This is a genomic window from Stackebrandtia albiflava (assembly GCF_007994225.1).
Taxonomy (GTDB): domain Bacteria; phylum Actinomycetota; class Actinomycetes; order Mycobacteriales; family Micromonosporaceae; genus Stackebrandtia; species Stackebrandtia albiflava.
Genome location: NZ_VLLL01000006.1, coordinates 231,275 through 253,732, shown reverse-complemented (window position 1 = coordinate 253,732; position 22,458 = coordinate 231,275). Strand labels below are relative to the sequence as shown.

The window sequence follows — 22,458 nt, the reverse complement described above, 5'->3', positions numbered from 1 at the left end:
GTAGCATTCCGGCATGACCTCCGCCGCCCGGCGCCCCGGGGACGGCCCCCGCAAGGCCGCGCACATCTTCGACACCACGTTGCGGCTGCTGGCCGCACACGGCTACGACGGCCTGACCGTCGAGGGCATCGCCGCGGCCTCCGGGGTCAACAAGACCACCCTGTACCGCTGGTGGGACACCAAGGACGCGCTCCTCGCCGACGCGCTCGACCGCTCGGCCCTGTTCCGCTTCACCCCACCCGACACCGGGTCCCTCCGCGGCGACCTGACCGCCCTGACCGGCTACGTCCGCGGCCTGCTGACCGGCCCCGACTCCGCCGGCGCCGTCGCCGCGGCCTTCGCCGCCGCCGCGAGCCGGCCCGGCCTGACCCACCTGGTGCGGAACCTGCTCGCCGACCGCCTCGACCGCGAACAGTCGATCTTCGACCGCGCGGTGGCACGCGGCGAGATCACCGCAGACCTGGACCGCACCGCCGTCGTCGACATGCTGCTGGGCGCCGTGTGGTTGCGGGTGATGTTCCGGGGCGGCGACACCGACGCGCACTTCGACGAGACCGTCGTGGGACTGCTGGTCGACGGCCTCCCCACCCCGTGACCACCGGTTTGCCACGACCCCGCCCGGACCGCTTCGCTACTCTCGGCGCATGATCGACACTTCCGGACCACGCCGGGTCACGGCGCCGCGCGGCAGTACCCTGTCCTGCGCCGACTGGCAGATCGAAGCGCCCTACCGGATGCTTCAGAACAACCTCGACCCCGACGTCGCCGAGAACCCCGACGACCTCGTGGTCTACGGCGGCACCGGCAAGGCCGCCCGCGACTGGCGCAGCTACGACGCCATCCTGCGGACCCTGCGGGAACTGCGCGGCGACGAGACCCTGCTGGTGCAGAGCGGCAAACCCGTCGGCGTGTTCACCACCCACGAGTGGGCGCCGCGCGTGCTGCTGGCCAACTCCAACCTGGTGGGCGACTGGGCGACCTGGCCGGAGTTCCGGCGGCTGGAGGCACTCGGCCTCACCATGTACGGCCAGATGACCGCCGGGTCCTGGATCTACATCGGCACGCAGGGGATCCTCCAGGGCACCTACGAGACCTTCGCCGCCGTCGCCGAGAAACACTTCGGCGGCACCCTCGCCGGCACCCTCACCCTCACCGCCGGCTGCGGCGGCATGGGCGGGGCGCAACCGCTGGCGGTCACCATGAACGGCGGCGTCTGCCTGATCATCGACGTCGACCCGGTCCGGTTGCGCCGCCGCGTCGACACCCGGTACCTCGACACGATCGCCGGCGACCTCGACGAGGCGGTGGCGCTGGCCACCGAGGCCCGCACCGCGAAGCGGGCCGTGTCGATCGGCGTGGTCGGCAACGCGGCGGTCATGGTGCCGGAACTGCGGCGCCGGGGCGTCCCGGTGGACATCGTCACCGACCAGACCTCCGCCCACGACCCGCTGTCGTACATCCCCGAGGGCGTCGACCTCGGCGACGCACCCGACTACGCGGCCAAGAAGCCCGAGGAGTTCACCGACCGTTCCCGGGCGTCGATGGCCGCGCACGTCCGGGCGATGGTCGAGTTCGCCGACGCGGGCGCGGTCGTGTTCGACTACGGCAACTCGATCCGCGGCGAGGCCCGGCTCGGCGGGTACGAACGCGCCTTCGACTTCCCCGGCTTCGTCCCCGCCTACATCCGGCCGCTGTTCTGTGAGGGGAAGGGACCGTTCCGGTGGGCGGCGCTGTCCGGCGACCCGGCCGACATCGCGGCCACCGACCGGGCGATCCTGGAACTGTTCCCGGAGAACGAGACCCTGGCGCGCTGGATGCGGATGGCCGGTGAACGCGTCGCCTTCCAGGGGCTTCCCGCGCGGATCTGCTGGCTCGGCTACGGCGAACGTGACAAGGCGGGCGAACGGTTCAACGAGATGGTCGCCGACGGCACCCTGAAGGCCCCGATCGTCATCGGCCGTGACCACCTCGACTGCGGCAGTGTAGCCTCCCCGTACCGGGAGACCGAGGCGATGAGGGACGGCTCCGACGCGATCGCCGACTGGCCGCTGCTCAACGGCATGCTCAACGTCGCCTCCGGCGCCACCTGGGTGTCCATCCACCACGGCGGCGGCGTCGGAATGGGCAGGTCGATCCACGCCGGACAGGTCACCGTCGCCGACGGGACCGCGCTGGCGGCGCAGAAGATCGCCCGGGTACTCACCAACGACCCCGGCACCGGGGTCATGCGCCACGTCGACGCCGGTTACGAGCGCGCCGAACAAGTCGCGGAGGAACGCGGCGTCACCGTGCCGATGCGCGGTGAGGGCTGACCGCCTGATCGCGACGCCCGCCGCCGGGTGTCCGCAGCGGCTATGCTGCGGGTATACGGCGGCGGGCCGGCCACGGCACACCGCGACTCCCCGCCGGCCGCACCTCTGCTGAAAGGTCACCGATACCCCATGACCTGGCTCGCCGTGATCCTGTTCGTCGCCGCGCTCATCCCATTGTGGATCGCGATCTCCCCCAAGGGCATGTGGCGGACCACCGCCGCGTGGCAGTACAGGAACCCCGAGGCCAACGAGCCCAGCGAGGCCGGATACGCCGTCCAGCGGGTGTCGGCGGCGATCGGCGCGCTCATCATGGTCGGGTTCGGCGTCTTCCTGTTGTCCATCGAGGACGACGTGGCCGCCGAGCGGGAACGGGAGACCTACGAGGAGTGCCTGGCCCAGAACGACGACGACGAGGGCCTGTTGACTCCCGAGCAGTGGTGCGAGGACCTGAGTCCCGCCCCGGACTCCACCGGCTGACCGGCCACGGTTGCGCCCCGGCCCTATCCTCGGGTGAATCACCCCTCTCACGCCCGACGGGAGGCCGACCGCCATGGGTTGCGGCGTCATGATCCTCGGGGCCTCCGCCCTGTTCGCGACCTGGGCCGTCGTCGCGCCACGCTCCGCGTGGTGGGCGGTGGGGGCGTGGCGTTACCGCCACCCCGAGGCCGAGGAGCCCGGCCGCGCCGGATACCTCGGGCTGCGTATCGCGTCGGCGCTGCTCGTGGTCATGTGCGTCGTCGGCATCGTCCTGCTTTCGGCCTGAACCGGGCGGCGGCACCTCACCGACCGACGGCCGTACGCCGGAAGGCGGGCCGGGTGCGTCCGCCGTGACACCCCGCCGGGTTACCGTGGGGCCGATCCGGCAACCGACAGGGGAACGACGTGAGCCTGCTTATCGACAACATCGGTGAACTCGCCTGCTGCGACACCGATTTCACCGTGTTGACCGACGCCGCCGTGGTGGTGTCCGGCACGACGGTGGAGTGGATCGGTCCCGCCGCCGAGGCGCCGGCCGCCGACGACCGCTGGGACGTGGCGGGACGGGCGGTGCTGCCCGGTTTCGTCGACAGCCACTCCCACGTGGTGTTCGCGGGTGACCGGTCGGCGGAGTTCGCGGCGCGGATGGCGGGCCGGCCCTATTCGGCGGGCGGCATCGCGACCACGGTGGCCGCCACCCGGCGCGCGACGGACGAGGCGTTGGCGGCGAACGTACGGCATCTGCTCGGCCAGATGACGGCACAGGGCACCACGACCGTCGAGATCAAGAGCGGGTACGGGCTCACCGTCGAGGACGAGGCGCGGGCGCTGCGGATCGCGCGCGGGTTCACGGGCGAGACCACCTACCTCGGCGCGCACGTCGTGCCGCCGGGTGCGGACGCCGACGAGTACACCGCGTTGGCGGCCGGGCCGATGCTGGAGGCGTGCGCGCCGTACGCGCGGTGGGCGGACGTCTTCTGCGAACGCGGCGCGTTCGACGCCGACCAGGCGCGCACCGTCCTGACCGCCGCCGCCTCGGCGGGGCTGGGCCTGCGGGTCCACGGCAACCAGCTCGGTCACGGGCCGGGGGTGGCGCTGGCGGTGGAGCTGGGCGCGGCCTCGGTCGACCACTGCACGTACCTTTCGGACTCCGATGTGGACGCTCTGGCGGGCGGTGACACCGTGGCGACACTGCTTCCGGGTGTGGAGTTCTCGACCCGGTCCCCGTATCCGGACGCCGCGCGCCTCATCGAGGCGGGCGTGACGGTCGCGTTGGCGAGCGACTGCAACCCCGGTTCGTGCTTCTCCTCCAGCATGCCCCTGATGATCGCGCTCGCGGTGCGGGAGATGGGCATGACGGTGGAACAGGCGGTCTGGTCGGCGACCGCGGGCGGCGCGCGTGCGCTGCGGCGCGACGACGTCGGCACCGTGGCGGTCGGGAAACGCGCCGACCTCGTCGTGTTGGACGCGCCGAGCCACCTCCATCTGGCGTACCGGCCGGGGGTGCCGCTGGTCCGCGCGGTCCTGGCGGGCGGCGAACCGGTCATCCCACCGGCGTGACGGCGCCGGGCGGGGTCACCGGGCGTCGAGCGAGTCGGCGGTGAACCGGTACCGCCAGCCCGGCCGCCACCGGAAGGGCGCGTCGACCAGTTCCTCCAGACGCGCACCGGTGAGCAACGCCTGCAACGCCCACCGGTTGGCGGAGTGGGCGATGACGAGGACCCGGCCGCCGTCGTGGTCGCGGGCGATCTCCCGCAGCAGTTCGCGGGTGGCGTCGACGACCTCCCGGTAGCTCTGGCCGCCGCCGGGGAAGGGCCGGTCGACGTGTGCCGACCGTACGGCCGCGAGCGCGGTGACCGGTGCGCCGTTGAGGTCGCCGTAGTCGCACTCGCGGAGCCGGGCGTCGCGGTGCACGGGAAGGTCCGTGTCGGGGAAGGCCAGCCGCGCCGTCTCCACCGCCCGGTGCAGGTCGGAGGTGTAGACGGCGTCGAGCCCGGCGTCCCGGTACCGTTCGCCCAGTTCCACGGCGAGCGCGCGGCCGCGTTCCGACAGCCGGCCGGGAAGCCATCCGGTCGCGATGCCGTTCTCGTTGTCCTCGGTCACCGAGTGCGTCTCGTAGGTCAACTCGACCGCCATGCCCGCCGCCTCTCTCCGGTGCCGTCCGGGCACACACCCTACCCAGGCGGGTGGCCGGTCGCGTCCACCGCACGGTCCGGTGCGGGGCCGGGTTCCGGCCGCCGAGGTGCACACCGGACCGAACCCGCCGCCGACGATCGGCGTCGGTTGTTTCGCCCGAAATGGTTCGGTAGTAACGTATGGCGATATGTCGAGGCAGGGCAACACCACGAGCACCCCGTTCTGGCGTACGACCAGGACGTTGACCGTCCTGTTCTGGTGCGGGGTGGCGCTGGCGCCGCTGGCGGCCCTGCTGCTGCTCGTGGGCAGTGGTGAGGGGACCACCAGGATGGCCCTGGTCCTCGGACTCGGTTCGGTGGTGCTGATCGGCCTTTCGGTCACGTGGCGCCGGGATCCCGAGTCGGTGGCCGCCGACCTGTCCGACGCCATGGCCGACCTGGAGGAGCAGACCCACGAGGCGCTCGCGCAGCTGCGTGGTCAACTGCGCCAGATCGCCGCCGAGTCCGGCCGGGTGCCGCCGCAGCGGAGGCGGGAACCCGAGCCACGGCCGGTGCCCCACCGGCCGCAGCCGCCGATGGACCGGTATCCGGACCCGCACGCCGAACCGGCCACCGGTGGACGCCGGCGCCCCGAACCGGAACCCGCCGGGCACCATCACCGGCCGGACCCCTACGACCCGCCGCCGCGACGTCCCGAACGGGAACCCCACCGCGAGCAGCACACCGACCCGCCACGGCGTCCGGAACGGGACCCGTACCGGGAACCGCACCACGAGCCGCCGCCTCCGCCGCGCCGGTCCGAGGACTACCGGCCGCCGTCTCCGGCCGAACAACAGCGCCGCAGACAGGCGGCGTTGGAGGAGACCGGCGAGATGGTGCGGGTGACCGAGTCGGTGTCGGTGACACGGCGCGAGACGACCACGATGCGCCCGCTCGATCCGGGATACGAACCACCCCACCCCGCCGAGGAACCCGGTGTCTACCAGGGACGCCCGGTGCGGTCCGGCATCTCGGAGAAGTTCTCCAGGTTCAAGCTCCCCAAGATGGGCGGCCGAGAGCCCGGCGGACCCGACGACGACGCGCAGGCCGATTCGCTGCTGTCGGGGCTGGCCCCCGAACCCGGCCACGAGGACGACTGGTACCGGGACTCCGGTGCCGGACAACCGCTTCCCCGGCAACGTGACCGGTCACGACAGCACGACGACGACTGGGGCGGCGGGCCACGGGAGACCGGCGGCCACGGCGGGTGGCGGACCGAGGAGCGGTCCGCCGAGCTGCGGATGGGGATGCGGGAGAGCCGTTCCGTGCCCGAGGACGGCTGGGAGGACCAGCGGGGGTCGCGGTACCGGGACGAACCGCCCCGGCGGGCCATCGCCGACTCCGAGGCGGAACCCGGGCGGCGGTGGAGCGAGGAGTCGCGAGGCGCCGGATCCTATATGGACCGCTACTACGGGGACCGGTGACGGCCGGGCAGCCACTTCGGATGAACTAGGTGCCGAACCGCACGCGCGCCCGGTGACCCGCCGGCCGGGTGTCGCCCTCCGCCGCGAAGATCGCGTGAGGCGGCGACGCCCGACCGGTCGTGTAAGGTCCGGCTAGCAGCAGGCACCCCGCGCGCTGCAGGTCGTGTGACCGGCGCAGTCCCAGCACTCCATCAGGCAAGAATGGCAGGGACAGGCGTTGGACGGACTCACACAGTATCCGCGTATCGGACGACAGGTCTGGGCGGTCGCGCGGGCGTCCGGCAGGACCCGCTTCAGCAGTCCGTCGCCGATCCGTTCGATGATTCGCCGCATCTCGGTACCTTCCTCTCGGTTTCCGGGTGGCCGTCGCACCCGTTCTCCGGCTTCGACCGGCACGGAACACGGCGGGATCACGCGTCGGATCTCGACGGTGTCCACCCACCGCGGACGGTAACGGCCAAGCGGCCGGACAGCGCACGGTTCCGAAGCCGGCACCCGTGCGACGCAAGGGATCCAGCAGAAAAGCCGTGCAACCCGTTCCCGCCGGGCCGTCAGGAGCCGCGACGGTAGAACTCCGCGACGGTGTGGAACGCCTGTTTCGGTGTCCGGTCGTGCGGCAGGACGAGACCGTACCCGGCCATGTCGACGTCGGTCCGCGGGTCCTCGGTGTGCGGGTGCGCCTCGGCGACGAACTCGAAGACGAACGCGCCGGCCATGCCCGTCCGGCGGTACACCTCCAGGAGCTCACCGATGTAACGGGCCTGGGTGGCCTCGCTACGGACCGGGGCGTTCCGCAATCGTGGCGGACGGACGGTGAAGTCGATGATCTCGTGGCCCGACGGCCCGAGCCGGTCGGCGCCCTCGTAGGCGCAGCACCCGAACTCGGTGATGACGACGGGTTTCCCGTACCGGTGGAACCTCGCGACCCGGGCCGGGTAGTTCCGCGCGTTGTACGCCAGGCGGTAGTAGTTCTGCCCGACGATGTCGAAGGGGCGCCAGTCCACCCGTTCCCACAGCGCGGCCCCGTAGGTCAACGGTCCCTCGTAACGCCGCCGGGCGACGGTCACCAGTTCACCGAGCATCCGGTTCAGGCGGCGGTGGTACAACGGCAGCAGCCACCACATAGTGGACAGTTTCGCGGCGCGCCTCGCGTAGTCCTCACCGGGCATGATCCCGGACGCGAAGATGCTCAGCTCGCAACCGACGTTGAGAACGGTCTTCACACCGGCCTTCCGGAGCCGGGCGGCGACGCGGGCGGCCCGGTCGAGCAGCGCCGAGGACTCGGACGTGTCGCCCTCGATCGCGCGGGGTTGGATCCACACCTTGAGTCCGGCGTCGGCAGCGGCGTCGGCGGCGTCGGACAGCCGGTCGGCGTCCGAGCCGTACACGCAGACGCTGTCACAGTGGAGTCCGGTGGCGATGAGCGTCATGTCGGCGGCGACCCGGCCGGGGTCCCAGTCGCGGCGGGTCGGTTCGCCGCCGTACGCGGTTCCGGTGTCGTAGTTGACGCCGCAGTGGGACCAGTCGAGGTCAGGCATCTTCCTCACCGCCGGGCCGGACCCGCAGGGCGTGATCGAAGAGGTCGACGAGTGCCCGGCTGTACGCCGTGATGTCGATGCCGGGATCGAGCACCCAGGCGTTGAGGGCGCCCTGCACGGCCTGGTTGACGGTCGTCGCGGCCACGACGGGGTCGCAGTCGCGGAACTCGCCGGCGCGCTGGCCGTCGCGGATCAGGTCTGCCACGAAGGTGACACCCGACCTGATCTCGTCGGCGTAACGGGCGCCGCCGTCGGCGCCCAGGTGGTTGGTCATGATCGCGCCAAGGGCGAGGAGCCGGTCGCGGTTCTCGGACATGTAGGACAGTTGCGCCTCGATCCACACCCGCAGACGGCCCGCCTGGTCGGGTTGCGCGGCGAGCAGGGGTTCGGCGTGCCGCCAGGTGTCGTGGAAGACCTGGTTGACGACCTCGGTGAGCAGTTCGTCCTTGCCCGCGAAGTGGTAGGAGATGACGCTCTTGCTGATGCCGGCGTGGGCGGCGATCCGGGCCAGCGACGCGCCGGCGTAGCCGGACTCGGCGACCACCTCGATCGCGGCGGCGGTGATCTGGGCACGCCGGGCCCGCTCGATGAACGAACCCTCCGGTCGGCCGGTCGCACTCTTTTCAGTCTGCATGGCCTGATTCTAGACCGACCGGCCTGATTTTTCCGCCTTGGGTGGCCGCAGGCCCATCGACATGCCTCGAATAGACCTTGATGTCCGTATTTCGGCGGCTCCCGACCACCCAAGGCGGGCCTCAGACCACCCAAGGCGGGGACTTAGGGGTGGGGCGTCAGGCGGGCGGCGGCTGGAAGTCGCCCTTCGGCGCCCCGATCAGGGTCGGCCTGCTGACGACGAACATGTCGTTGTGCTCCCACGTGACGTTGCTGTTCGGCATCAGGACCTGGTTGATCAGCGTGTCCTCACCGTCGCGGAGTTCGGTGAGGATCTTGCTGACCCCGTCGAAGATCTTGCCGGTGATGGCCTCCACCGAGTCGCCACCCAGTCCCATCGGGTCGCTCTTGGTGCCCGCCAACGACTCCGCGCTGCTGATACCCGCCAACGCGGTCAACGCGCCCGCCGACACGACGCCGCCCACGCCGGTGGCGATACCGGCCGCGATGGTGAGCACCGCGCCGGCCACCGCGAAACCGGTGTTCACCTCGGGACTGTTGCCCGCCGGGTTGTAGGCGTCCAGCGTCTCCTTCGCCTTGCGCGCCAACTCCTGCGAGTCCTTCCGCGCCGCCAACAGGAGGCCCTGGTTGGCGATGGCGGTCGCGCGCAGGATCTTCGCCAGCATGATCTGGTTGCGCAGTGTCGAGGGGATGTCCTTGCAGAAGTTGTTGCGGAAGTCGTTGGCCGCGACGCTCCGCCAGTCGGTCACCGCCGTCAGGATGTTGGCGTGGCCGTCCATGGCCCGCTCGCCCAGCGCACCGCCGGTGGCCTCGTAGTTCGCGGGCGGCTGCTCGCCGTTCTGGTCCGGCATGTCGAGCTCGCCGCCGCCGGCGACCTCCTGCACCGAGGCCGCGAGTTCACCCGACTTGTCGGGGTTGGGGATGGTGGACAGGGGCTCGAAGAGGTCCGGTATCCAGGAGAACTGCTTCCACACCTCCCACCAGCGTTCGTCGCCCTCGTTGATCTTGTTGCCCGTGGTCCCGTACTCGTCCCAGTACATCGGGTCGGACATGAGTTCGTGGTTGTACTCGCGGGCGTAGGCGTTGGTGGCGGCGTTGCGGACCTCACCGGACTGCATGAGGATGACCGCCTCGTAGTCGCCGGAGGTCGCCAGGTCGTCGCGGCCGATCTGTTCGTCCGAGTACTCGGTCATGCGGAGCTCCTACTCGTCTTCGGACGGTTCGACGTAGCCGTCGGGGATGTCGGGTTTCGGATAGTCGGGTTTCTCGTCCGAGCGCGGTGGCGCGATGTCGCCGAGGTCGGGGTCGGGCGCGTCGTTGTAGTCTTCGATGAGGCGGTTCATCTCGGCGGCGGCACCGCCGTCGGTCGCGGCGTAGTCGGCCGCGATGGTCCGCAGCGCGGTCTCGGCGTCCTTGAAGTTGACGTAGTTCTGCCCGAGGATCCCCTGCAACTGGTCGCGGAGCGACATCCACGCGCCCTCGACCGGCGAGCTCTGCCCGCCGGCGCGGTTCTCCCGGGAGCCGAAGGCGCCGTCGGTGCCGTTCTGGGTGCCCTGGAGGCTCGCGTTGGCCGCCAGGAAGCTCTCGGCCATGTCGCCGCAGTGCGCCGCGGCCTCCACGATCTTGTACAGGCTCGCGCCGAGCGCCTCACCGCTTTGGTCGGCCATTCGGGGTCTCCTTCGGGGTCTTCGGTTCGGGGGCGACGTACCGGCGGTGCCGCGCGCTGCCGAACACCTTCAGTCGCGCGTCGGCGACGGCGATCCGGTGTTCCCGCACGGCGGCGCTCAACGCCTGCTGGAAGCGGGTGAGGAACTCCGCCGCGTCGAGGTCCTTGAGGGTGCCCGAGGCGATGCGCACCGCCCAGCCGTCCTCGCCGGTCCGTTTCACCCGGACCCTGCCGTCGTCGGACTTCCCGAGCACCGCGATGTGGGCCCGGTGCTTCCTGAGCTGCCGTTCCCTCGCGTCGAGCTGCCACTCGGCGCGGGGGTGGACGGTGTCGCCGACGGCGGCGCTCAGGGCCTCCCGCCGCACGCGTTCCTCGGCCGCGAAGGCGGATACGAGCACCGCGGCGAGCTGGGCACACAACCGGGCCTCGTCGTACCGCCGGTACGCGTCCTTGGCGAACGCGAACCGCATGCTGCTTCCCTTGTGGATGACCACGCGGATGTGCGAGTCGGGCGACACGACCGACGCCTTCGAGCGTTCGAGGATCTGCTGGAATCCCGGCATGCCCGGACCCTATAGCCGTTCGGCGTGGGTCTCCAGAGCCTCGGTGCGCGGGCACTCCCGATTGTGGATGACTTCTCGCGGTCCCTCGCGACGCGGACCGTGACCTGGCCGGACGAATCGGCTCGTCATGCCGTGGGAATCCCGCCGAGACGACCGGACCCACGATCCCGTGGGATGACCGGAAGCGACACGATCATTATGGATCGATTGTCGAATCCGGCCCACCCCGGTCGGTCACCCTCCGGTGCCGGGGTCCTCCGGGGCGGTGCCGCCGTCGTCCACCGGGCCGTTCTCCACCGGGCCCAGATCGATGTGATCCGGTTGCGCGTCGGCGATCTCCTGGGCGCTGCCCTCGGGGCGGGTGTCGGCGGCGTGGGTGTCCGGTTGCGCGCCGGTTCCGCCGGTGTACCCGGGTTCGGAGACCTGTTTCGTCACCGGAGCGGCGGCGGCCGGCGCCGGTTCCGGCGCCGTGACCGGTTCGGGCAGGCATTCACCGCAGGCGGCCGGCGGGGCGGCCACGGTGGAGTGGGCGGGCGGCGCGGTGTCGCCTGGCGGGGCGTGGAACGCCGCCGATCCGGCGGGCATCGTCAGGGCCAACGCGGCGACGACCAGACCGGTCCGCCGGGCGGGGTTGCGGGGCACGGTTCCTCCGATGAGGGTCGAGCACAGTGGTGTGTGGGCGGGGACATCCTGCCACACACCGTCACTTGTCGATGTCGCCGACCACGAAGAACATCGATCCGAGGATCGACACCATGTCGGGCACCAGGCAACCCACCAGCAGGGTGCTGAGCGCCTGCACGTTGGCATAGGAGGCGGTCCGCAACTTCAGGCGCCACGGCGTCTTCTCGCCGCGCGAGACCAGGTAGTAGCCGTTGACACCCAAGGGATTCTCGGTCCACGCGTAGGTGTGGCCCTCCGGGGCCTTGACCACCTTGGGCAGTCGGACGTTCACCGGGCCGGACAACGTGTCGACCTTCTCCAGGCAGCGTTGCGCCAGGTCCAGCGACACGTACACCTGGTCCAACATGCACTCGAACCGGGCGTGACAGTCACCGGCGGTCCGGGTCACCACCGGGACGTCCAGCTCCCCGTACGCCAGGTACGGGTCGTCCCGCCGCAGGTCGAAGTCCATTCCGCTGGCCCGCGCCACCGGGCCGGACACGCCGTACGCGGCGGCGGTCTCGGGCGACAGGACACCGATCCCCCTGGTGCGGGCCATGAAGATCTCGTTCCGGCGGATCAGGTCGTCGAGGTCGGGCATCCGCCGGCGCACCTGGTCGATTGCCTCGCGCGCCCGGCCGGTCCACCCGGACGGCACCTCCTCCTTGAGGCCGCCGATCCGGTTGAACATGTAGTGGATGCGTCCGCCGCTGGCCTCCTCGAACACCGCCTGCAGTGCCTCGCGTTCCCGGAACGCGTAGAACATCGGGGTGATCGCGCCGATCTCCAGTGGATAGGAACCGAGGAACATCAGGTGGTTGAGGACCCGGTTCAGTTCCGCCAGCGCGGTCCGCAGCCACACGGCGCGTTCCGGCACCTCGATCCCCATGAGGCGTTCCACGGCCAGGGCCACGCCCAGTTCCGAGCAGAACGCCGACAGCCAGTCGTGCCGGTTCGCGAGCATGAGGATCTGCCGGTAGTCGCGGACCTCGAACAGCTTCTCCGCGCCACGGTGCATGTATCCGATGACCGGTTCGCACGCGGTGATGCGTTCCCCGTCCAACGTCAGCTTCAGCCGCAACACACCGTGGGTGGAGGGGTGCTGCGGACCGATGTTGAGCACCATGTCGGCGAACTCGTCGGCACCGGAGCCGACACCGACGGTCATCTCGGTCATGCGCACCATCGTGGCACGCCGGACGGGGTGCCGGTGGTGCAGGCCGATCCGGGGCGCCGTCGCGCCGGGCCGGGACGGCCGGAGGCGAGGCCGACGCCGGGGCAGATCACAGTCTGAAATGGATTCCGGCCGGTTGCAGCAGCCACCAGTGGCCGCCGAGTCCTCCGGGTGCCAGCAGCTCGCCCGCCTGGCCGGCCGCCGACAGCGCGGCCAGGTAACCGGCCGGGTCGCGCAGTGCCGTCTCCCGGTCGGGCCGGGCACCGGTCACGCCCAACGCGCGCAGCGCGTCGCGTTGCCGGATCAGTTCGCCGCCCGGCGAGTCCATCGCCACGTGGGCGGTGACGTCACCGCGGCCGTCGGGTATCGCGGCGACCTCCCGGCCGTCGCGGAAGCCGGTGAGCGTGGGGAATCCCGGGCGGGTCGCCCGGGTGTGTCCGTAGTCGACGGCCACCGCCAGTCCCCGGTCTAGACGGGCGGTGAGGTCGCGCCAGGCGGCGTCGCGGGTCGTGCCGATCTCCGCGACCGTCCCCGGTGGCGTGGGCCACCACCGCCGCAGCCAGGCGGCGTCCTCGGCGGACACCGGCTCGCCCGTGGTGACCGTCCCGGTCGCGGGGTCGACGAGCTGGTACCTGGCGACCCCGTCGTCACCGGCCTCGCACAGGTCCAGGGGCACGTTGTCGAGCCATTCGCAGGCGAGCAACAGGCCGGTGACCCGGGGCGGGGGTTCCTCTCGCCACTCCACTGCGGACGGCAGCCCGGGGGGTCGGGGGCGGACCTCCACTCCGGTGAGCCGCAGCCTGCCCTCCAGCGGGACCAGCCGGGACAGCCGGTCGAGCAGTTCCCCGCCGCCGGCGGCCATGTCCACGACCTCGAACACCTCCGGGCGGCCCGTCGCGGCGTCGACGCGCCGGACGATTTCCGCGATCGCGTCGGCGAACGGCGGCAGTTGGGAGCTGGTGCGGAAGTGCGCGGCGGGGGACTGGCGGGTGTAGAAGCCGTCCGGGCCGTACAGTGCCGTGCGCATCGCCTCGGACCACCGCACCGCCATCACTCCAGTGTGGCAGCCGCCGGCCGGAGCACCTCGAACGCCCGCGTGACCAGGCCACGCAGGTCCGCGTCGGGGTCGAGACTCCACCGGTGTGACGCGGTGTCGAGGGCCGCCGCGGCGGCGGCGGTGAGCAGTTCCGCCTCGAACCGGTCGAGCGTGACACCGTCGCGGTCACACAGCGCGGTCGCGACGCGCCGACGGAGTTCGTCCCTGGTCGTGTGCAGCCGGGCCCGTAGCGCGGGCGTGCCCTCGACGAGTCGCAGTCGCCTGGTGGCGGCGGTGGTGCTCAGGATCCCCTCCGCCCACTCTCCCAGCACGGCGGCGAGGCTGTCCCACGGTGCCTCGTCCACCGGCCGTGCCGCGACGCCCCGGACCACCTCGTCGCCCAGCAGCTCCACGTCGGCGAGGACGACGTCCTCCTTCTGCGGGAAGTACCGGAAGAAGCTGCGTTTGGAGATTCCGGCGGCGGCGGCGATGTCGTCGACGGTCGTGGCCTCGTATCCGTGCCGGGTGAACAGGTCCATCGCGGTGCGGCTGAGTTCGGCGCGTACGGCGCGCCGGGTGCGTTCCCGCAATCCGGGATTTCGACCGGTGGACATGGCTCGGAGTCTACTTTTCGACACCTGATGTAGATTGTGACACTCGATGACACATTAGGCGTGCGGCGACACGCCACAATACGAGGAGGACCGGATGCAAGGCAGGACAGTGCTCGTCACGGGAAGCACCGGAGGCATCGGGCTGGCGACCGCCCGAGGGCTCGCCCGCCTGGGAGCGCGGGTACTGCTCGTCGGACGGGACCCCGCCAGAGCCGCCGAAGCCGCGACCGCCCTCCGCGCCGAGACCGGACGCGACGTGACCGCCTTCCACACCGACGTCTCCCACGCGGCGGGACTCGCCCACCTCGTCACGCGTGTCGGGGAACACTGCGACCGGCTCGACGTCCTGGTGAACAACGCCGGAGTCAACCGGGCGCACCGGGAACTCAATCCGGAGGGCGTCGAACTCGACTTCGCCGTCAACGTCCTGGCCCCGTTCACGCTCGCCCGCGCACTGCTGCCGCTACTCCGGCGCTCCGACGACGCCCGCGTCGTCAACCTGACGGGGGGCATGCCCGGCGGGCCCATCGACCCCCACAACCTGCAGGGCGAACGCCGGTACATCGGCGTGACGTTCAGTCAGTACAACCACTCGAAGACGGCACTCATGGCGATGAGCCGTGTCATGGCGCGCGACATCGCCCCGCACGGCGTCCACGTCAACGTCGTCTACCCCGGCCACGCCTACACCCCCGGCAATCGCGCGATGCCGGCCGCCGCGCTCCCGGCCCTGTACCGGCCACTCGCACCGGTACTGCGGCTGCTCGGCCCCGTGGTGATGGGCGAGTCCGCCGTCATCCGGGCGGCCCGCTCCAGCATCCACGCGGCGAGCAGCCCCGAGATGGCGGGCGTGACGGACCGGTACCTCGACACCCGCTGCCGCCCCACGCCATGGCCGGCCGGTGCCTCCGACCCCGCCGGTCAGCGGGCGGTGTGGGAACTGTGCGAACGGCTCGCCCGCTGACGCGGCCGGGGACGACACGGCGTCCCCGGCCGTGACCGTCACAGCCGGCGGCGGACCGCCTCACGCAGGTCGGCGAGCCGCCGGTACATCCGGTCCCCCGGGCAGGCGGTCGCCCCGAAGTCGCGGTGGCCGTAGATCTTCCGGGGCGCGATGCCGTACTTCTGGCACGCGAAGGCGCACAGGTGCACCAGCGCCCGCCACTGCCGGTCGGGAACCGGCGCGCTCAGGTGGTAGCTGCCCTCCAGGGCGACCCCGAAGCCCGTCGTGTTGTGACCGGACGTGTGGGCGCCCTCGACGAACCGGCGCCCGCCGCGCAGCATCTCCAGGCTGCGGTGCCTGCCCTCGGTGATGAACCCTCCCCGGCTCACCAGGAACAGGTAACCGGTGTCGCGCCAGCCGTTGGAGTTCATGTGGATGTTCTGCACCTGCCGGGCGTGCCGCTTGGCCTGCGCCTTCGACCGGTCGGAGGTGTTGGCGGTGACGGTGTGGTGGACGATGATCTTCGACGGGCGGTGCCCCACTATGTCCACCGGGGACGTGGGTCGCCGGGCGCCCCAGCCGGCGCAGCCGATGATCTCGGGGGCCGCCACGGTCGTGGTCAGGTCGTCGGCGGAGGCGACGCCGACGCCGGTGAGTCCGGCGGCGGCGATTCCGGTCAGGCCGCCCAGAACGGCGCGGCGGGTCACGGGGTTCTCGGTCATGGGACCTTCCAGACGTGAAGCGGACTAGGATCGACCACTGTCGCGAACCGGTCCACACGAGCCGCACACGAGTTCCACACGGGGTCCACAAGACGGGCGGAACCGGCGGCGCGCCACGCCGGGAGGCGGTCGCGGGGTGTGATCAATCCCGCGTTGTGCGCGCGGCGCAACGGATTTATCGTGTGAATCGACCGGTACCCAACTCAACGTCAGGACTGGATCCTTCACCGATGGCAATGTCGCCAACCGGCGTCGCCCGCCCGGGCGAGGCCGCAAGCCGGCTTGATGTCGGCATCGTCTCCGCGGGCCGTGTCGGCACCGCGCTCGGTATCGCGCTCGCCCGCGCCGGACACCGCGTCGTCGCCGCCTGTGCCGTCTCCGAGGAGTCCCGTTCCCGCGCGGCGCGCCTGCCCGCCACCACCGAGATCCTGCCCGCCGACCAGGTCGCCGCCCGCGCCGACCTGCTGCTGCTCGCCGTCCCCGACACCGCGATCGCGGGACTGGTGGCAGGCCTGGCGTCCGGCGGTCACCTACAGCCGGGCCAACTCGTCGCCCACACCTCCGGCGCCCACGGCGTGGAGGTGCTGCGGCCCGCCGCCGGGGTCGGATGCCTGACCATGGCGCTGCACCCGGTCATGACGTTCACCGGTCGCGGCGAGGACGTCGACAGGCTGGCCGGGATCTCTTTCGGGGTGACGGCACCCGAGCCGCTGCGGCCGGTCGCCGCGGCCCTCGTCCTGGAGATGGGCGGGGAGCCCGAGTTCGTCGACGAGGCCGCCCGGCCGCTCTACCACGCCGCGCTCAGTCACGGGACGAACCACCTCAACACCCTGGTCAACGAGGCGATGGACCTGCTGCGGGCCGCCGGTATCGCGCACCCCGACCGGCTGATCGCGCCACTGCTGTCGGCGTCGTTGGACAACACGTTGCGGCTCGGCGACCGTGCCCTCACCGGTCCGGTGGCCCGTGGCGACGCCGACACCGTCGCGGCGCACCTGACCGCCGTGGAGGCGGTCTCCCCCGAATCGATACCGGCCTATCTGGCTATGGCGAGACGCACAGCGGATCGTGCCATCGCCTCGGGCCGGTTGTCCGTTGAATCGGCTGAACCCCTTCTCGGGGTCCTGGCCCGCCGCGAACAAGGAGGCGACACGTGACCGTTCTCGTCGAGGACCGGCCCGGACTGGCCCGGGAACGCGCCCGCCTGACCGGCCGGGTGGCGCTGGTCCCGACCATGGGCGCGCTGCACGACGGCCACCTCGCGCTGGTCGACGCCGCCCGGGCCGCCGGCGCGGACCGCGTCGTCGTGTCGATCTTCGTCAACCCGCTGCAGTTCGCGCCCGGTGAGGACTTCGACCGCTACCCGCGTTCCCTCGAGGCGGACACGGCCGCGCTGCGCGACCGGGGAGTGGACCTGGTGTTCGCCCCCACCCCCGAGGTGATGTACCCGCACCCCACCCAGGTGACGGTGTCACCGGGACCGTTGGGCGAGATCCTGGAGGGCGCCTCCCGCCCGGGTTTCTTCACCGGCGTCCTCACCGTCGTCACGAAGCTGTTCCAACTGGTGCGGCCCGACCTGGCGGTGTTCGGGGAGAAGGACTACCAGCAGTTGACCCTGGTGCGACGCCTCGTCGCCGACCTCGACCTGCCGGTGGAGATCGTCGGCGTCCCCACCGTCCGGGAACCGGACGGACTGGCCAGGTCCAGCCGCAACGCCTACCTGTCGGAGTCCGAGCGCCGGCTCGCGGTGGTGCTGTCGCGCGCACTGCGCGCCGCCGCCGAGACACCCGCCGCCCCGTTGACGGCCGCGCGCGAGGTGCTGGCCACCGAACCCGACGTGGCCCTCGACTACCTGGAACTGACCGCGCCCGACCTCACCCCACCCACCGGACCCGGGGACGCGCGACTGCTCGTGGCCGCCCGGGTGGGGACGACCCGGCTCATCGACAACGTCGCCGTGCGGCTCACCGCCGTCCCGGCGAACACCTGACAGCCCACGCCCACCCAGAACGGAGGCCAGCGACCATGCTGCGCACCATGCTCAAGTCGAAGATCCACCGGGCGACCGTGACCCAGGCGGACCTGCACTACGTGGGTTCGGTGACCGTCGACCGGGACCTGATGGAGGCCGCCGACCTGCTCGACGGCGAACAGGTCGCCATCGTCGACATCACCAACGGCTCACGCCTGGAGACCTACGTCATCCCGGGTGAACGCGGCAGCGGCGTCATCGGCATCAACGGCGCCGCGGCGCACCTGATCGACCCGGGCGACCTGGTGATCCTCATCTCGTATGCCGCCATGGACGACGCCGAGGCCCGCGCCTTCACGCCGAGCATCGTCCACGTCGACGCCCAAAACCGGGTCGTTCAACTGGGAGACGACCCCGCCGAGGCCGTCCCTGGCACCGCCGGTGACCCGGTCGCCAACCCGTACGCCACCGCCGAGGAGCCCGATTCGGCGCTTCCGGTATCGATTCCGGTGGCATAGGGTCTGCGGTTATGGCTGACGAGAAGAAACCGGACACCCCCCAGTCCGAGCAGGTGAAACCCGCCGAGCCCAAGGACGATCTGGTCGAGACCCGGCACACCACCGCCGGTCTCAGCTACACCGCCGTCACGGGCCGGATCGTGCTGCGCGAGGAGGTGTTCGAAGACGACAAGTTCGCCGGCCACAAGCCCAAGGCGGAGGTGTCGATCACCTCGTACGTCCTGGACGACACCGACCACACGACCCGTCCCGTCACCTTCGCGTTCAACGGCGGCCCCGGCTCCTCCAGCGTGTGGCTGCACGTGGGTCTGCTCGGCCCGCGCCGGGTCGTGATGGGCGACGCCGGTTCGCTGACCCCGCCGCCGTACGGCCTGACCGACAACCACGAGACCCTGCTGCGCCACTCCGACCTGGTGTTCATCGACCCGGTCTCGACCGGGTACTCCCGGGCCGCCAACGGCGAGAAGGCCACCCCGTTCCACGGCTTCACCGGTGACCTGGAGTCGGTCGCCGAGGTGATCCGGTTGTGGACCACCCGCAACAACCGCTGGCTGTCGCCCAAGTACCTCGCGGGCGAGTCCTACGGCGGGACCCGTGCCGGTGCATTGGCCGAATACCTCCAGCAGCGGTTCGGGATGTTCCTCAACGGCCTCATCCTGATCGCGCCGGCCTTGGATCTCGGTTCCATCTTCTTCTCCGAGGGCAACGACGCGCCGTACGTCAACTACCTCTCCACGTACGCCGCGATCGCCCACTACCACGGTCTCCACGAGGGCCGCACCCTCGCGGAGGTCGTCGACGAGGCCGCCCGGTACGCCGCCGAGGAGTACCCGACGGTGCTGGCGAAGGGTGCCCGGCTGACCGCGGAGGAACGCGCCGCCGCCGTCACGAAGATCGCCTCGCTGACCGGCCTGTCCGAGGACTACGTCGACGCGGTGAACCTGCGTGTCGAGCACATCCGGTACTACACCGAGCTGCTGCGGCACCGTCGCCTCGTGGTCGGCCGGTTGGACGCCCGGTTCACCGGCCCGGAGAGCGACTACGCCCGGGAACGGTTCTCCGGCGACCCGTTCTTCTCGGCGATCACCCCGCCCTACACGGCCGCGTTCAACCACCTGGTGCGCGCCGAGCTCGAATACGAGAACGACCTCAACTACGAGATCCTGTCTCGCAAGGTCCACCCGTGGTCCTACTCGGACTTCGAGAACAAGCAGGTCACCGTGGTGGACAAGCTCTCCACCGCGATGCGGATGAACCCGCACCTGCGGCTGTACGTGGCGCTGGGCTACTACGACGGCGGTGTGCCGCCGGGCGCGGTCGAGCACAACCTCGCCCACCTGGCGATCCCGGACGCGCTGCGCGACAACATCCAGGTCGAGTACTTCGAATCCGGGCACATGATGTACGTGCACGAGGAGTCCCGGCTCGCGCAGTCGCAACACCTCGCCGACTTCGTGACCGGCGGCGCCCCGGCATGACGTCTCCACCTCCCCGGCTGCCGGTACTCCCCCGGCGGCTGGGGGCCGCCCCGCCGAGTTGGACCGAGACCACCGACGTGTGCGTCATCGGTTCCGGCATCGCCGGACTCACCACCGCGCTCCACCTCCGTGAGGCGGGACTGCACGTCACCGTCGTCACCAAGGTCGACATCGACGACGGCTCGACCCGCTGGGCGCAGGGCGGCATCGCCGCGGTCCTCGACCCGGACGACACGCCCGCCGCGCACGCCCACGACACGGAGCTTGCGGGCGTGGGGCTGTGCGACCCGAAGGCCGTGTCGGTCATGGTCACCGAGGGTCCCGACCGGTTGCGGGAACTGATCCACACCGGTGCCCGGTTCGACCGCCACCCCGACGGCGCGCTGATGCTGACCCGGGAGGGCGGCCACCGGGCACGCCGGATCGTGCATGCCGGCGGCGACGCCACCGGCGCCGAGGTGCAGCGCGCCCTCCACGCGGCCGTCCACCGGGACCCGTGGATCCGGGTCATCGACCACGCGCTCGTACTGGACCTGCTCACCGACGCCGACGGCCGCACCTGCGGGGTCAGCCTCCACGTGCTGGGGGAGGGCACCGAGGACGGCGTCGGCGGCGTACTGGCCCGCGCCGTCGTCCTCGCCACCGGCGGCATGGGCCAGATATTCGCGTCCACCACCAATCCGGCGGTCTCCACGGGGGACGGTGTCGCGGCGGCGCTGCGGGCCGGGGCCGTCGTCACCGACATCGAGTTCGTGCAGTTCCACCCGACCGCGCTGTACCTGCCGCACGCGGACCGCGCCGGGCGGGACCGGCAGCCGCTCATCTCGGAGGCGCTGCGCGGCGAGGGCGCCCACCTCGTCGACGACGCGGGCGACCGGTTCATGACCGGGGTGCATGAGCTGGCGGAACTGGCGCCGCGTGACGTCGTCGCCAAGGGCGCGACGCGGGTGATGCGGCGGACCGGCGCCTCCCACGTGTGGCTCGACGCCCGCCACCTGGGCCGCGAGATGCTGGAGAACCGGTTCCCGACCATCGTGGCGGCCTGCCGGGCCGCGGGCGTGGACCCGGTCACGGGGTTGATCCCGGTCGCGCCCGCCGCGCACTACGCCTCGGGCGGGGTGCGGACCGACCTGTCGGGCCGGACCTCGGTCCCGGGGCTCTACGCGTGCGGCGAGGTCGCCTGCACCGGCGTCCACGGCGCGAACCGGCTCGCGTCGAACTCGCTCCTGGAGGCGCTGGTGTTCGCGCGCCGTATCGCCGCCGACATCTCGGCGGGTCTGCCGAAGCAGACCGAACCGGTCATTCCCGCGACCGACGCCTGGACGGTTCCGGAGTCGGCGCGGGAGCCGCTGCAACGCGCCATGTCCGAGGGCGCGGGCGTACTGCGCAGCGCCGCCTCGCTGGAGGCCGCCGCCGACACGGTCACGACACTCGCGTCCGGCCGCGCCGAGCGGTCGCGCACCGCCGCGTGGGAGGCGACGAACCTGGTGACCATCGCGTCGGCGCTGCTGGCGGGCGCGCACGCCCGCCGTGAGACCCGCGGCTGTCATTGGCGGGAGGACTTCCCCGACGCCGACCCCGGCTGGCGCGGCCACCTCGCCGTCGCCGTCGGGCCCGACGGCGTCCTGACCAGAGAGTGGGAGCGACTGTGACGTCCACATCCGACGGTGACGGCCGGCTGGCCGCCGCCGGTCTCGATCCGGCCGAAGTGCACGACATCATCACGCGGGCGCTCGCCGAGGACCTCGGCCCGGACCGCACCGACCCGACCAGCGAGGCGATCTTCCCGGTCACGGTCACCGGCGTCGCCGACGTCGTCGCCCGGGAGAGCGGCGTGGTGGCGGGGCTGCCGGTGGCCGAGGCGGTGTTCCGGCGGGTCGCCGAGACCACCGAACCGGGTTTCGAGTACCGGCGGCGCGACGGCGACCGGGTGTACCGCGACGACGTCCTCGCCACCGTCTCGGGACCGGTCCGGTACCTGTTGATGGCGGAACGGACGGTCCTGAACCTGCTGTCCCGGATGTCGGGCGTGGCGACCCACACCGCGGAGTGGACCCGGTTGCTGGACGGCACGGGGGTGACGGTGCTGGACACCCGCAAGACCACGCCCGGTCTGCGGTGCCTCGACAAGTACGCCGTGCGCGCCGGAGGCGGCGACAACAAGCGGATGGGCCTGTACGACGTCGCCATGATCAAGGACAACCACAAGTTCGCGGCCGGTTCGGTGACGGCCGCGTTCCGGGCGGTCCGCACGGCCCGGCCCGACATCGCGATCCAGGTCGAGGTGGACACCCTCGCCGAGGCCCGGGAGGCCGTCGCGGCGGGCGCGGACTTCCTGTTGTGCGACAACATGACCCCGGCGGAACTCCGTGAGGTGGTGTCGGCCGTCGCGGGTGCCGCGAAACTGGAGGCCACCGGCAACATCACACTGGAGTCGGCCGAGAAGTACGCCGACACGGGCGTGGACTACATCTCGGCCGGTGCGTTGACCCATTCGTCGCCCATCCTGGACATCGCGCTGGACATCCGCCACGGTTCCGGCGCGGGCTGA

General features: G+C 71.5%; 25 protein-coding genes. 13 read left to right on the top strand and 12 right to left on the bottom strand.

The annotated features are described in order from the left end of the window. Positions 1-13: 13 nt before the first annotated feature. From LX16_RS11930 to hutI, 5 genes are all read left to right on the top strand, one after another. Entirely contained in the window at positions 14-595 is a 582-nt protein-coding gene (locus LX16_RS11930; RefSeq protein ID WP_147138168.1) for a TetR/AcrR family transcriptional regulator, read from the top strand. A 49-nt stretch (positions 596-644) separates the two neighbouring features. Further along, positions 645-2,312: a urocanate hydratase gene (hutU, locus tag LX16_RS11925; protein ID WP_147138165.1), complete on the top strand. Its 1,668-nt coding sequence runs from the start codon at positions 645-647 to the stop codon at positions 2,310-2,312. A gap of 129 nt (positions 2,313-2,441) precedes the next feature. Continuing rightward, positions 2,442-2,789, top strand: coding sequence for a DUF6199 family natural product biosynthesis protein (locus LX16_RS11920; protein ID WP_147138162.1), 348 nt, complete (start codon positions 2,442-2,444; stop codon positions 2,787-2,789). Positions 2,790-2,877: 88 nt separating this feature from the next. Then, a complete protein-coding gene (locus LX16_RS11915) occupies positions 2,878-3,075 on the top strand; it encodes a DUF6199 family natural product biosynthesis protein (RefSeq protein ID WP_147138159.1) in 198 nt (65 codons plus the stop codon). Between the two features lie 119 nt (positions 3,076-3,194). Beyond that, entirely contained in the window at positions 3,195-4,349 is a 1,155-nt protein-coding gene (gene hutI, locus LX16_RS11910) for an imidazolonepropionase (protein WP_147138155.1), read from the top strand. A gap of 15 nt (positions 4,350-4,364) precedes the next feature. On the opposite strand, the gene LX16_RS11905 is transcribed toward hutI, so the two are convergent. Next, complete coding sequence (locus LX16_RS11905; protein ID WP_147138152.1) at positions 4,365-4,925, bottom strand: histidine phosphatase family protein; 561 nt, start codon at positions 4,923-4,925, stop codon at positions 4,365-4,367. A 187-nt stretch (positions 4,926-5,112) separates the two neighbouring features. Between LX16_RS11905 and LX16_RS11900 the strand changes: the two genes are divergently transcribed. Continuing rightward, the gene (locus LX16_RS11900; RefSeq protein ID WP_147138149.1) at positions 5,113-6,387 is read left to right on the top strand and encodes a hypothetical protein; all 1,275 of its coding nucleotides are present in this window, start codon (positions 5,113-5,115) and stop codon (positions 6,385-6,387) included. A gap of 132 nt (positions 6,388-6,519) precedes the next feature. On the opposite strand, the gene LX16_RS11895 is transcribed toward LX16_RS11900, so the two are convergent. The 10 genes from LX16_RS11895 to LX16_RS11850 all read right to left on the bottom strand — a co-directional run bounded on the left by LX16_RS11895 (position 6,520) and on the right by LX16_RS11850 (position 14,274). Continuing rightward, positions 6,520-6,720 carry a hypothetical protein gene (locus LX16_RS11895; protein ID WP_147138146.1) on the bottom strand — a complete coding sequence of 67 codons (201 nt, stop codon included), beginning with the start codon at positions 6,718-6,720 and terminating at the stop codon, positions 6,520-6,522. A gap of 218 nt (positions 6,721-6,938) precedes the next feature. Further along, positions 6,939-7,925, bottom strand: coding sequence for a glycoside hydrolase family 113 protein (locus LX16_RS11890; RefSeq protein WP_147138143.1), 987 nt, complete (start codon positions 7,923-7,925; stop codon positions 6,939-6,941). Beyond that, positions 7,918-8,559, bottom strand: a complete 642-nt coding sequence (locus tag LX16_RS11885) for a TetR/AcrR family transcriptional regulator (protein WP_147138140.1) — start codon at positions 8,557-8,559, stop codon at positions 7,918-7,920. The genes LX16_RS11890 and LX16_RS11885 overlap by 8 nt, the downstream gene beginning before the upstream one ends. Positions 8,560-8,716: 157 nt before the next feature. Beyond that, positions 8,717-9,751: a hypothetical protein gene (locus tag LX16_RS11880; protein ID WP_147138137.1), complete on the bottom strand. Its 1,035-nt coding sequence runs from the start codon at positions 9,749-9,751 to the stop codon at positions 8,717-8,719. A gap of 9 nt (positions 9,752-9,760) precedes the next feature. Continuing rightward, positions 9,761-10,225 (bottom strand): hypothetical protein, encoded by a 465-nt coding sequence (locus tag LX16_RS26580; protein ID WP_158645569.1) that lies wholly within the window; start codon positions 10,223-10,225, stop codon positions 9,761-9,763. Next, complete coding sequence (locus LX16_RS11870; RefSeq protein WP_147138134.1) at positions 10,206-10,787, bottom strand: hypothetical protein; 582 nt, start codon at positions 10,785-10,787, stop codon at positions 10,206-10,208. Before LX16_RS11870 ends, LX16_RS26580 begins: the two co-directional genes overlap by 20 nt. Before the next feature lie 234 nt (positions 10,788-11,021). Further along, complete coding sequence (locus tag LX16_RS11865) at positions 11,022-11,429, bottom strand: hypothetical protein (protein WP_147138131.1); 408 nt, start codon at positions 11,427-11,429, stop codon at positions 11,022-11,024. A gap of 61 nt (positions 11,430-11,490) precedes the next feature. After that, positions 11,491-12,627 carry an NADH-quinone oxidoreductase subunit D gene (locus LX16_RS11860; protein ID WP_211354471.1) on the bottom strand — a complete coding sequence of 379 codons (1,137 nt, stop codon included), beginning with the start codon at positions 12,625-12,627 and terminating at the stop codon, positions 11,491-11,493. Positions 12,628-12,733: 106 nt separating this feature from the next. Further along, positions 12,734-13,675: an SAM-dependent methyltransferase gene (locus LX16_RS11855; RefSeq protein ID WP_147138124.1), complete on the bottom strand. Its 942-nt coding sequence runs from the start codon at positions 13,673-13,675 to the stop codon at positions 12,734-12,736. Beyond that, a complete protein-coding gene (locus tag LX16_RS11850; protein WP_147138121.1) occupies positions 13,675-14,274 on the bottom strand; it encodes a TetR family transcriptional regulator in 600 nt (199 codons plus the stop codon). Before LX16_RS11850 ends, LX16_RS11855 begins: the two co-directional genes overlap by 1 nt. Positions 14,275-14,368: 94 nt before the next feature. Here LX16_RS11850 and LX16_RS11845 point away from each other — a divergent pair, with 94 nt between their 5' ends. Next, on the top strand, positions 14,369-15,238 hold the full coding sequence (locus LX16_RS11845; protein WP_147138118.1) for an SDR family NAD(P)-dependent oxidoreductase: 870 nt from the start codon (positions 14,369-14,371) through the stop codon (positions 15,236-15,238). A 38-nt stretch (positions 15,239-15,276) separates the two neighbouring features. On the opposite strand, the gene LX16_RS11840 is transcribed toward LX16_RS11845, so the two are convergent. Then, a complete protein-coding gene (locus tag LX16_RS11840) occupies positions 15,277-15,939 on the bottom strand; it encodes a peptidoglycan recognition protein family protein (RefSeq protein ID WP_147138115.1) in 663 nt (220 codons plus the stop codon). Between the two features lie 230 nt (positions 15,940-16,169). On the opposite strand from LX16_RS11840, the gene LX16_RS11835 reads away from it, so the two are divergent. From LX16_RS11835 to nadC, 6 genes are read left to right on the top strand one after another with little or no spacing between them, the layout of a single operon-like run. Next, positions 16,170-17,096, top strand: a complete 927-nt coding sequence (locus tag LX16_RS11835; protein WP_147138112.1) for a Rossmann-like and DUF2520 domain-containing protein — start codon at positions 16,170-16,172, stop codon at positions 17,094-17,096. Next, positions 17,093-17,929, top strand: coding sequence for a pantoate--beta-alanine ligase (gene panC, locus LX16_RS11830; RefSeq protein WP_147138109.1), 837 nt, complete (start codon positions 17,093-17,095; stop codon positions 17,927-17,929). The genes LX16_RS11835 and panC overlap by 4 nt, the downstream gene beginning before the upstream one ends. A 35-nt stretch (positions 17,930-17,964) precedes the next feature. Further along, positions 17,965-18,429: an aspartate 1-decarboxylase gene (panD, locus tag LX16_RS11825; RefSeq protein ID WP_147138106.1), complete on the top strand. Its 465-nt coding sequence runs from the start codon at positions 17,965-17,967 to the stop codon at positions 18,427-18,429. Positions 18,430-18,440: 11 nt separating this feature from the next. Beyond that, a complete protein-coding gene (locus LX16_RS11820; protein ID WP_147138103.1) occupies positions 18,441-19,907 on the top strand; it encodes a S10 family peptidase in 1,467 nt (488 codons plus the stop codon). Beyond that, on the top strand, positions 19,904-21,559 hold the full coding sequence (locus LX16_RS11815) for an L-aspartate oxidase (protein ID WP_147138099.1): 1,656 nt from the start codon (positions 19,904-19,906) through the stop codon (positions 21,557-21,559). The genes LX16_RS11820 and LX16_RS11815 overlap by 4 nt, the downstream gene beginning before the upstream one ends. Next, positions 21,556-22,458, top strand: a complete 903-nt coding sequence (nadC, locus tag LX16_RS11810) for a carboxylating nicotinate-nucleotide diphosphorylase (protein ID WP_147138096.1) — start codon at positions 21,556-21,558, stop codon at positions 22,456-22,458. The genes LX16_RS11815 and nadC overlap by 4 nt, the downstream gene beginning before the upstream one ends.

Bases quoted from the DNA above. Each gene is read 5' to 3' on its own strand.
- hutU (WP_147138165.1), top strand. From the start codon at position 645: ATGATCGACACTTCCGGACCACGCCGGGTCACGGCGCCGCGCGGCAGT.
- LX16_RS11870 (WP_147138134.1), bottom strand. From the start codon at position 10,787: ATGCCGGGATTCCAGCAGATCCTCGAACGCTCGAAGGCGTCGGTCGTG.
- LX16_RS11880 (WP_147138137.1), bottom strand. From the start codon at position 9,751: ATGACCGAGTACTCGGACGAACAGATCGGCCGCGACGACCTGGCGACC.
- LX16_RS11850 (WP_147138121.1), bottom strand. From the start codon at position 14,274: ATGTCCACCGGTCGAAATCCCGGATTGCGGGAACGCACCCGGCGCGCC.
- LX16_RS11900 (WP_147138149.1), top strand. From the start codon at position 5,113: ATGTCGAGGCAGGGCAACACCACGAGCACCCCGTTCTGGCGTACGACC.
- LX16_RS11885 (WP_147138140.1), bottom strand. From the start codon at position 8,559: ATGCAGACTGAAAAGAGTGCGACCGGCCGACCGGAGGGTTCGTTCATC.
- LX16_RS11845 (WP_147138118.1), top strand. From the start codon at position 14,369: ATGCAAGGCAGGACAGTGCTCGTCACGGGAAGCACCGGAGGCATCGGG.
- LX16_RS11905 (WP_147138152.1), bottom strand. From the start codon at position 4,925: ATGGCGGTCGAGTTGACCTACGAGACGCACTCGGTGACCGAGGACAAC.
- LX16_RS11895 (WP_147138146.1), bottom strand. From the start codon at position 6,720: ATGCGGCGAATCATCGAACGGATCGGCGACGGACTGCTGAAGCGGGTC.
- LX16_RS11855 (WP_147138124.1), bottom strand. From the start codon at position 13,675: ATGGCGGTGCGGTGGTCCGAGGCGATGCGCACGGCACTGTACGGCCCG.
- LX16_RS11835 (WP_147138112.1), top strand. From the start codon at position 16,170: ATGGCAATGTCGCCAACCGGCGTCGCCCGCCCGGGCGAGGCCGCAAGC.
- LX16_RS11890 (WP_147138143.1), bottom strand. From the start codon at position 7,925: ATGCCTGACCTCGACTGGTCCCACTGCGGCGTCAACTACGACACCGGA.
- LX16_RS11815 (WP_147138099.1), top strand. From the start codon at position 19,904: ATGACGTCTCCACCTCCCCGGCTGCCGGTACTCCCCCGGCGGCTGGGG.
- LX16_RS11920 (WP_147138162.1), top strand. From the start codon at position 2,442: ATGACCTGGCTCGCCGTGATCCTGTTCGTCGCCGCGCTCATCCCATTG.
- LX16_RS11860 (WP_211354471.1), bottom strand. From the start codon at position 12,627: ATGACCGAGATGACCGTCGGTGTCGGCTCCGGTGCCGACGAGTTCGCC.
- LX16_RS26580 (WP_158645569.1), bottom strand. From the start codon at position 10,225: ATGGCCGACCAAAGCGGTGAGGCGCTCGGCGCGAGCCTGTACAAGATC.
- panD (WP_147138106.1), top strand. From the start codon at position 17,965: ATGCTGCGCACCATGCTCAAGTCGAAGATCCACCGGGCGACCGTGACC.
- LX16_RS11930 (WP_147138168.1), top strand. From the start codon at position 14: ATGACCTCCGCCGCCCGGCGCCCCGGGGACGGCCCCCGCAAGGCCGCG.
- LX16_RS11915 (WP_147138159.1), top strand. From the start codon at position 2,878: ATGATCCTCGGGGCCTCCGCCCTGTTCGCGACCTGGGCCGTCGTCGCG.
- LX16_RS11840 (WP_147138115.1), bottom strand. From the start codon at position 15,939: ATGACCGAGAACCCCGTGACCCGCCGCGCCGTTCTGGGCGGCCTGACC.
- LX16_RS11820 (WP_147138103.1), top strand. From the start codon at position 18,441: ATGGCTGACGAGAAGAAACCGGACACCCCCCAGTCCGAGCAGGTGAAA.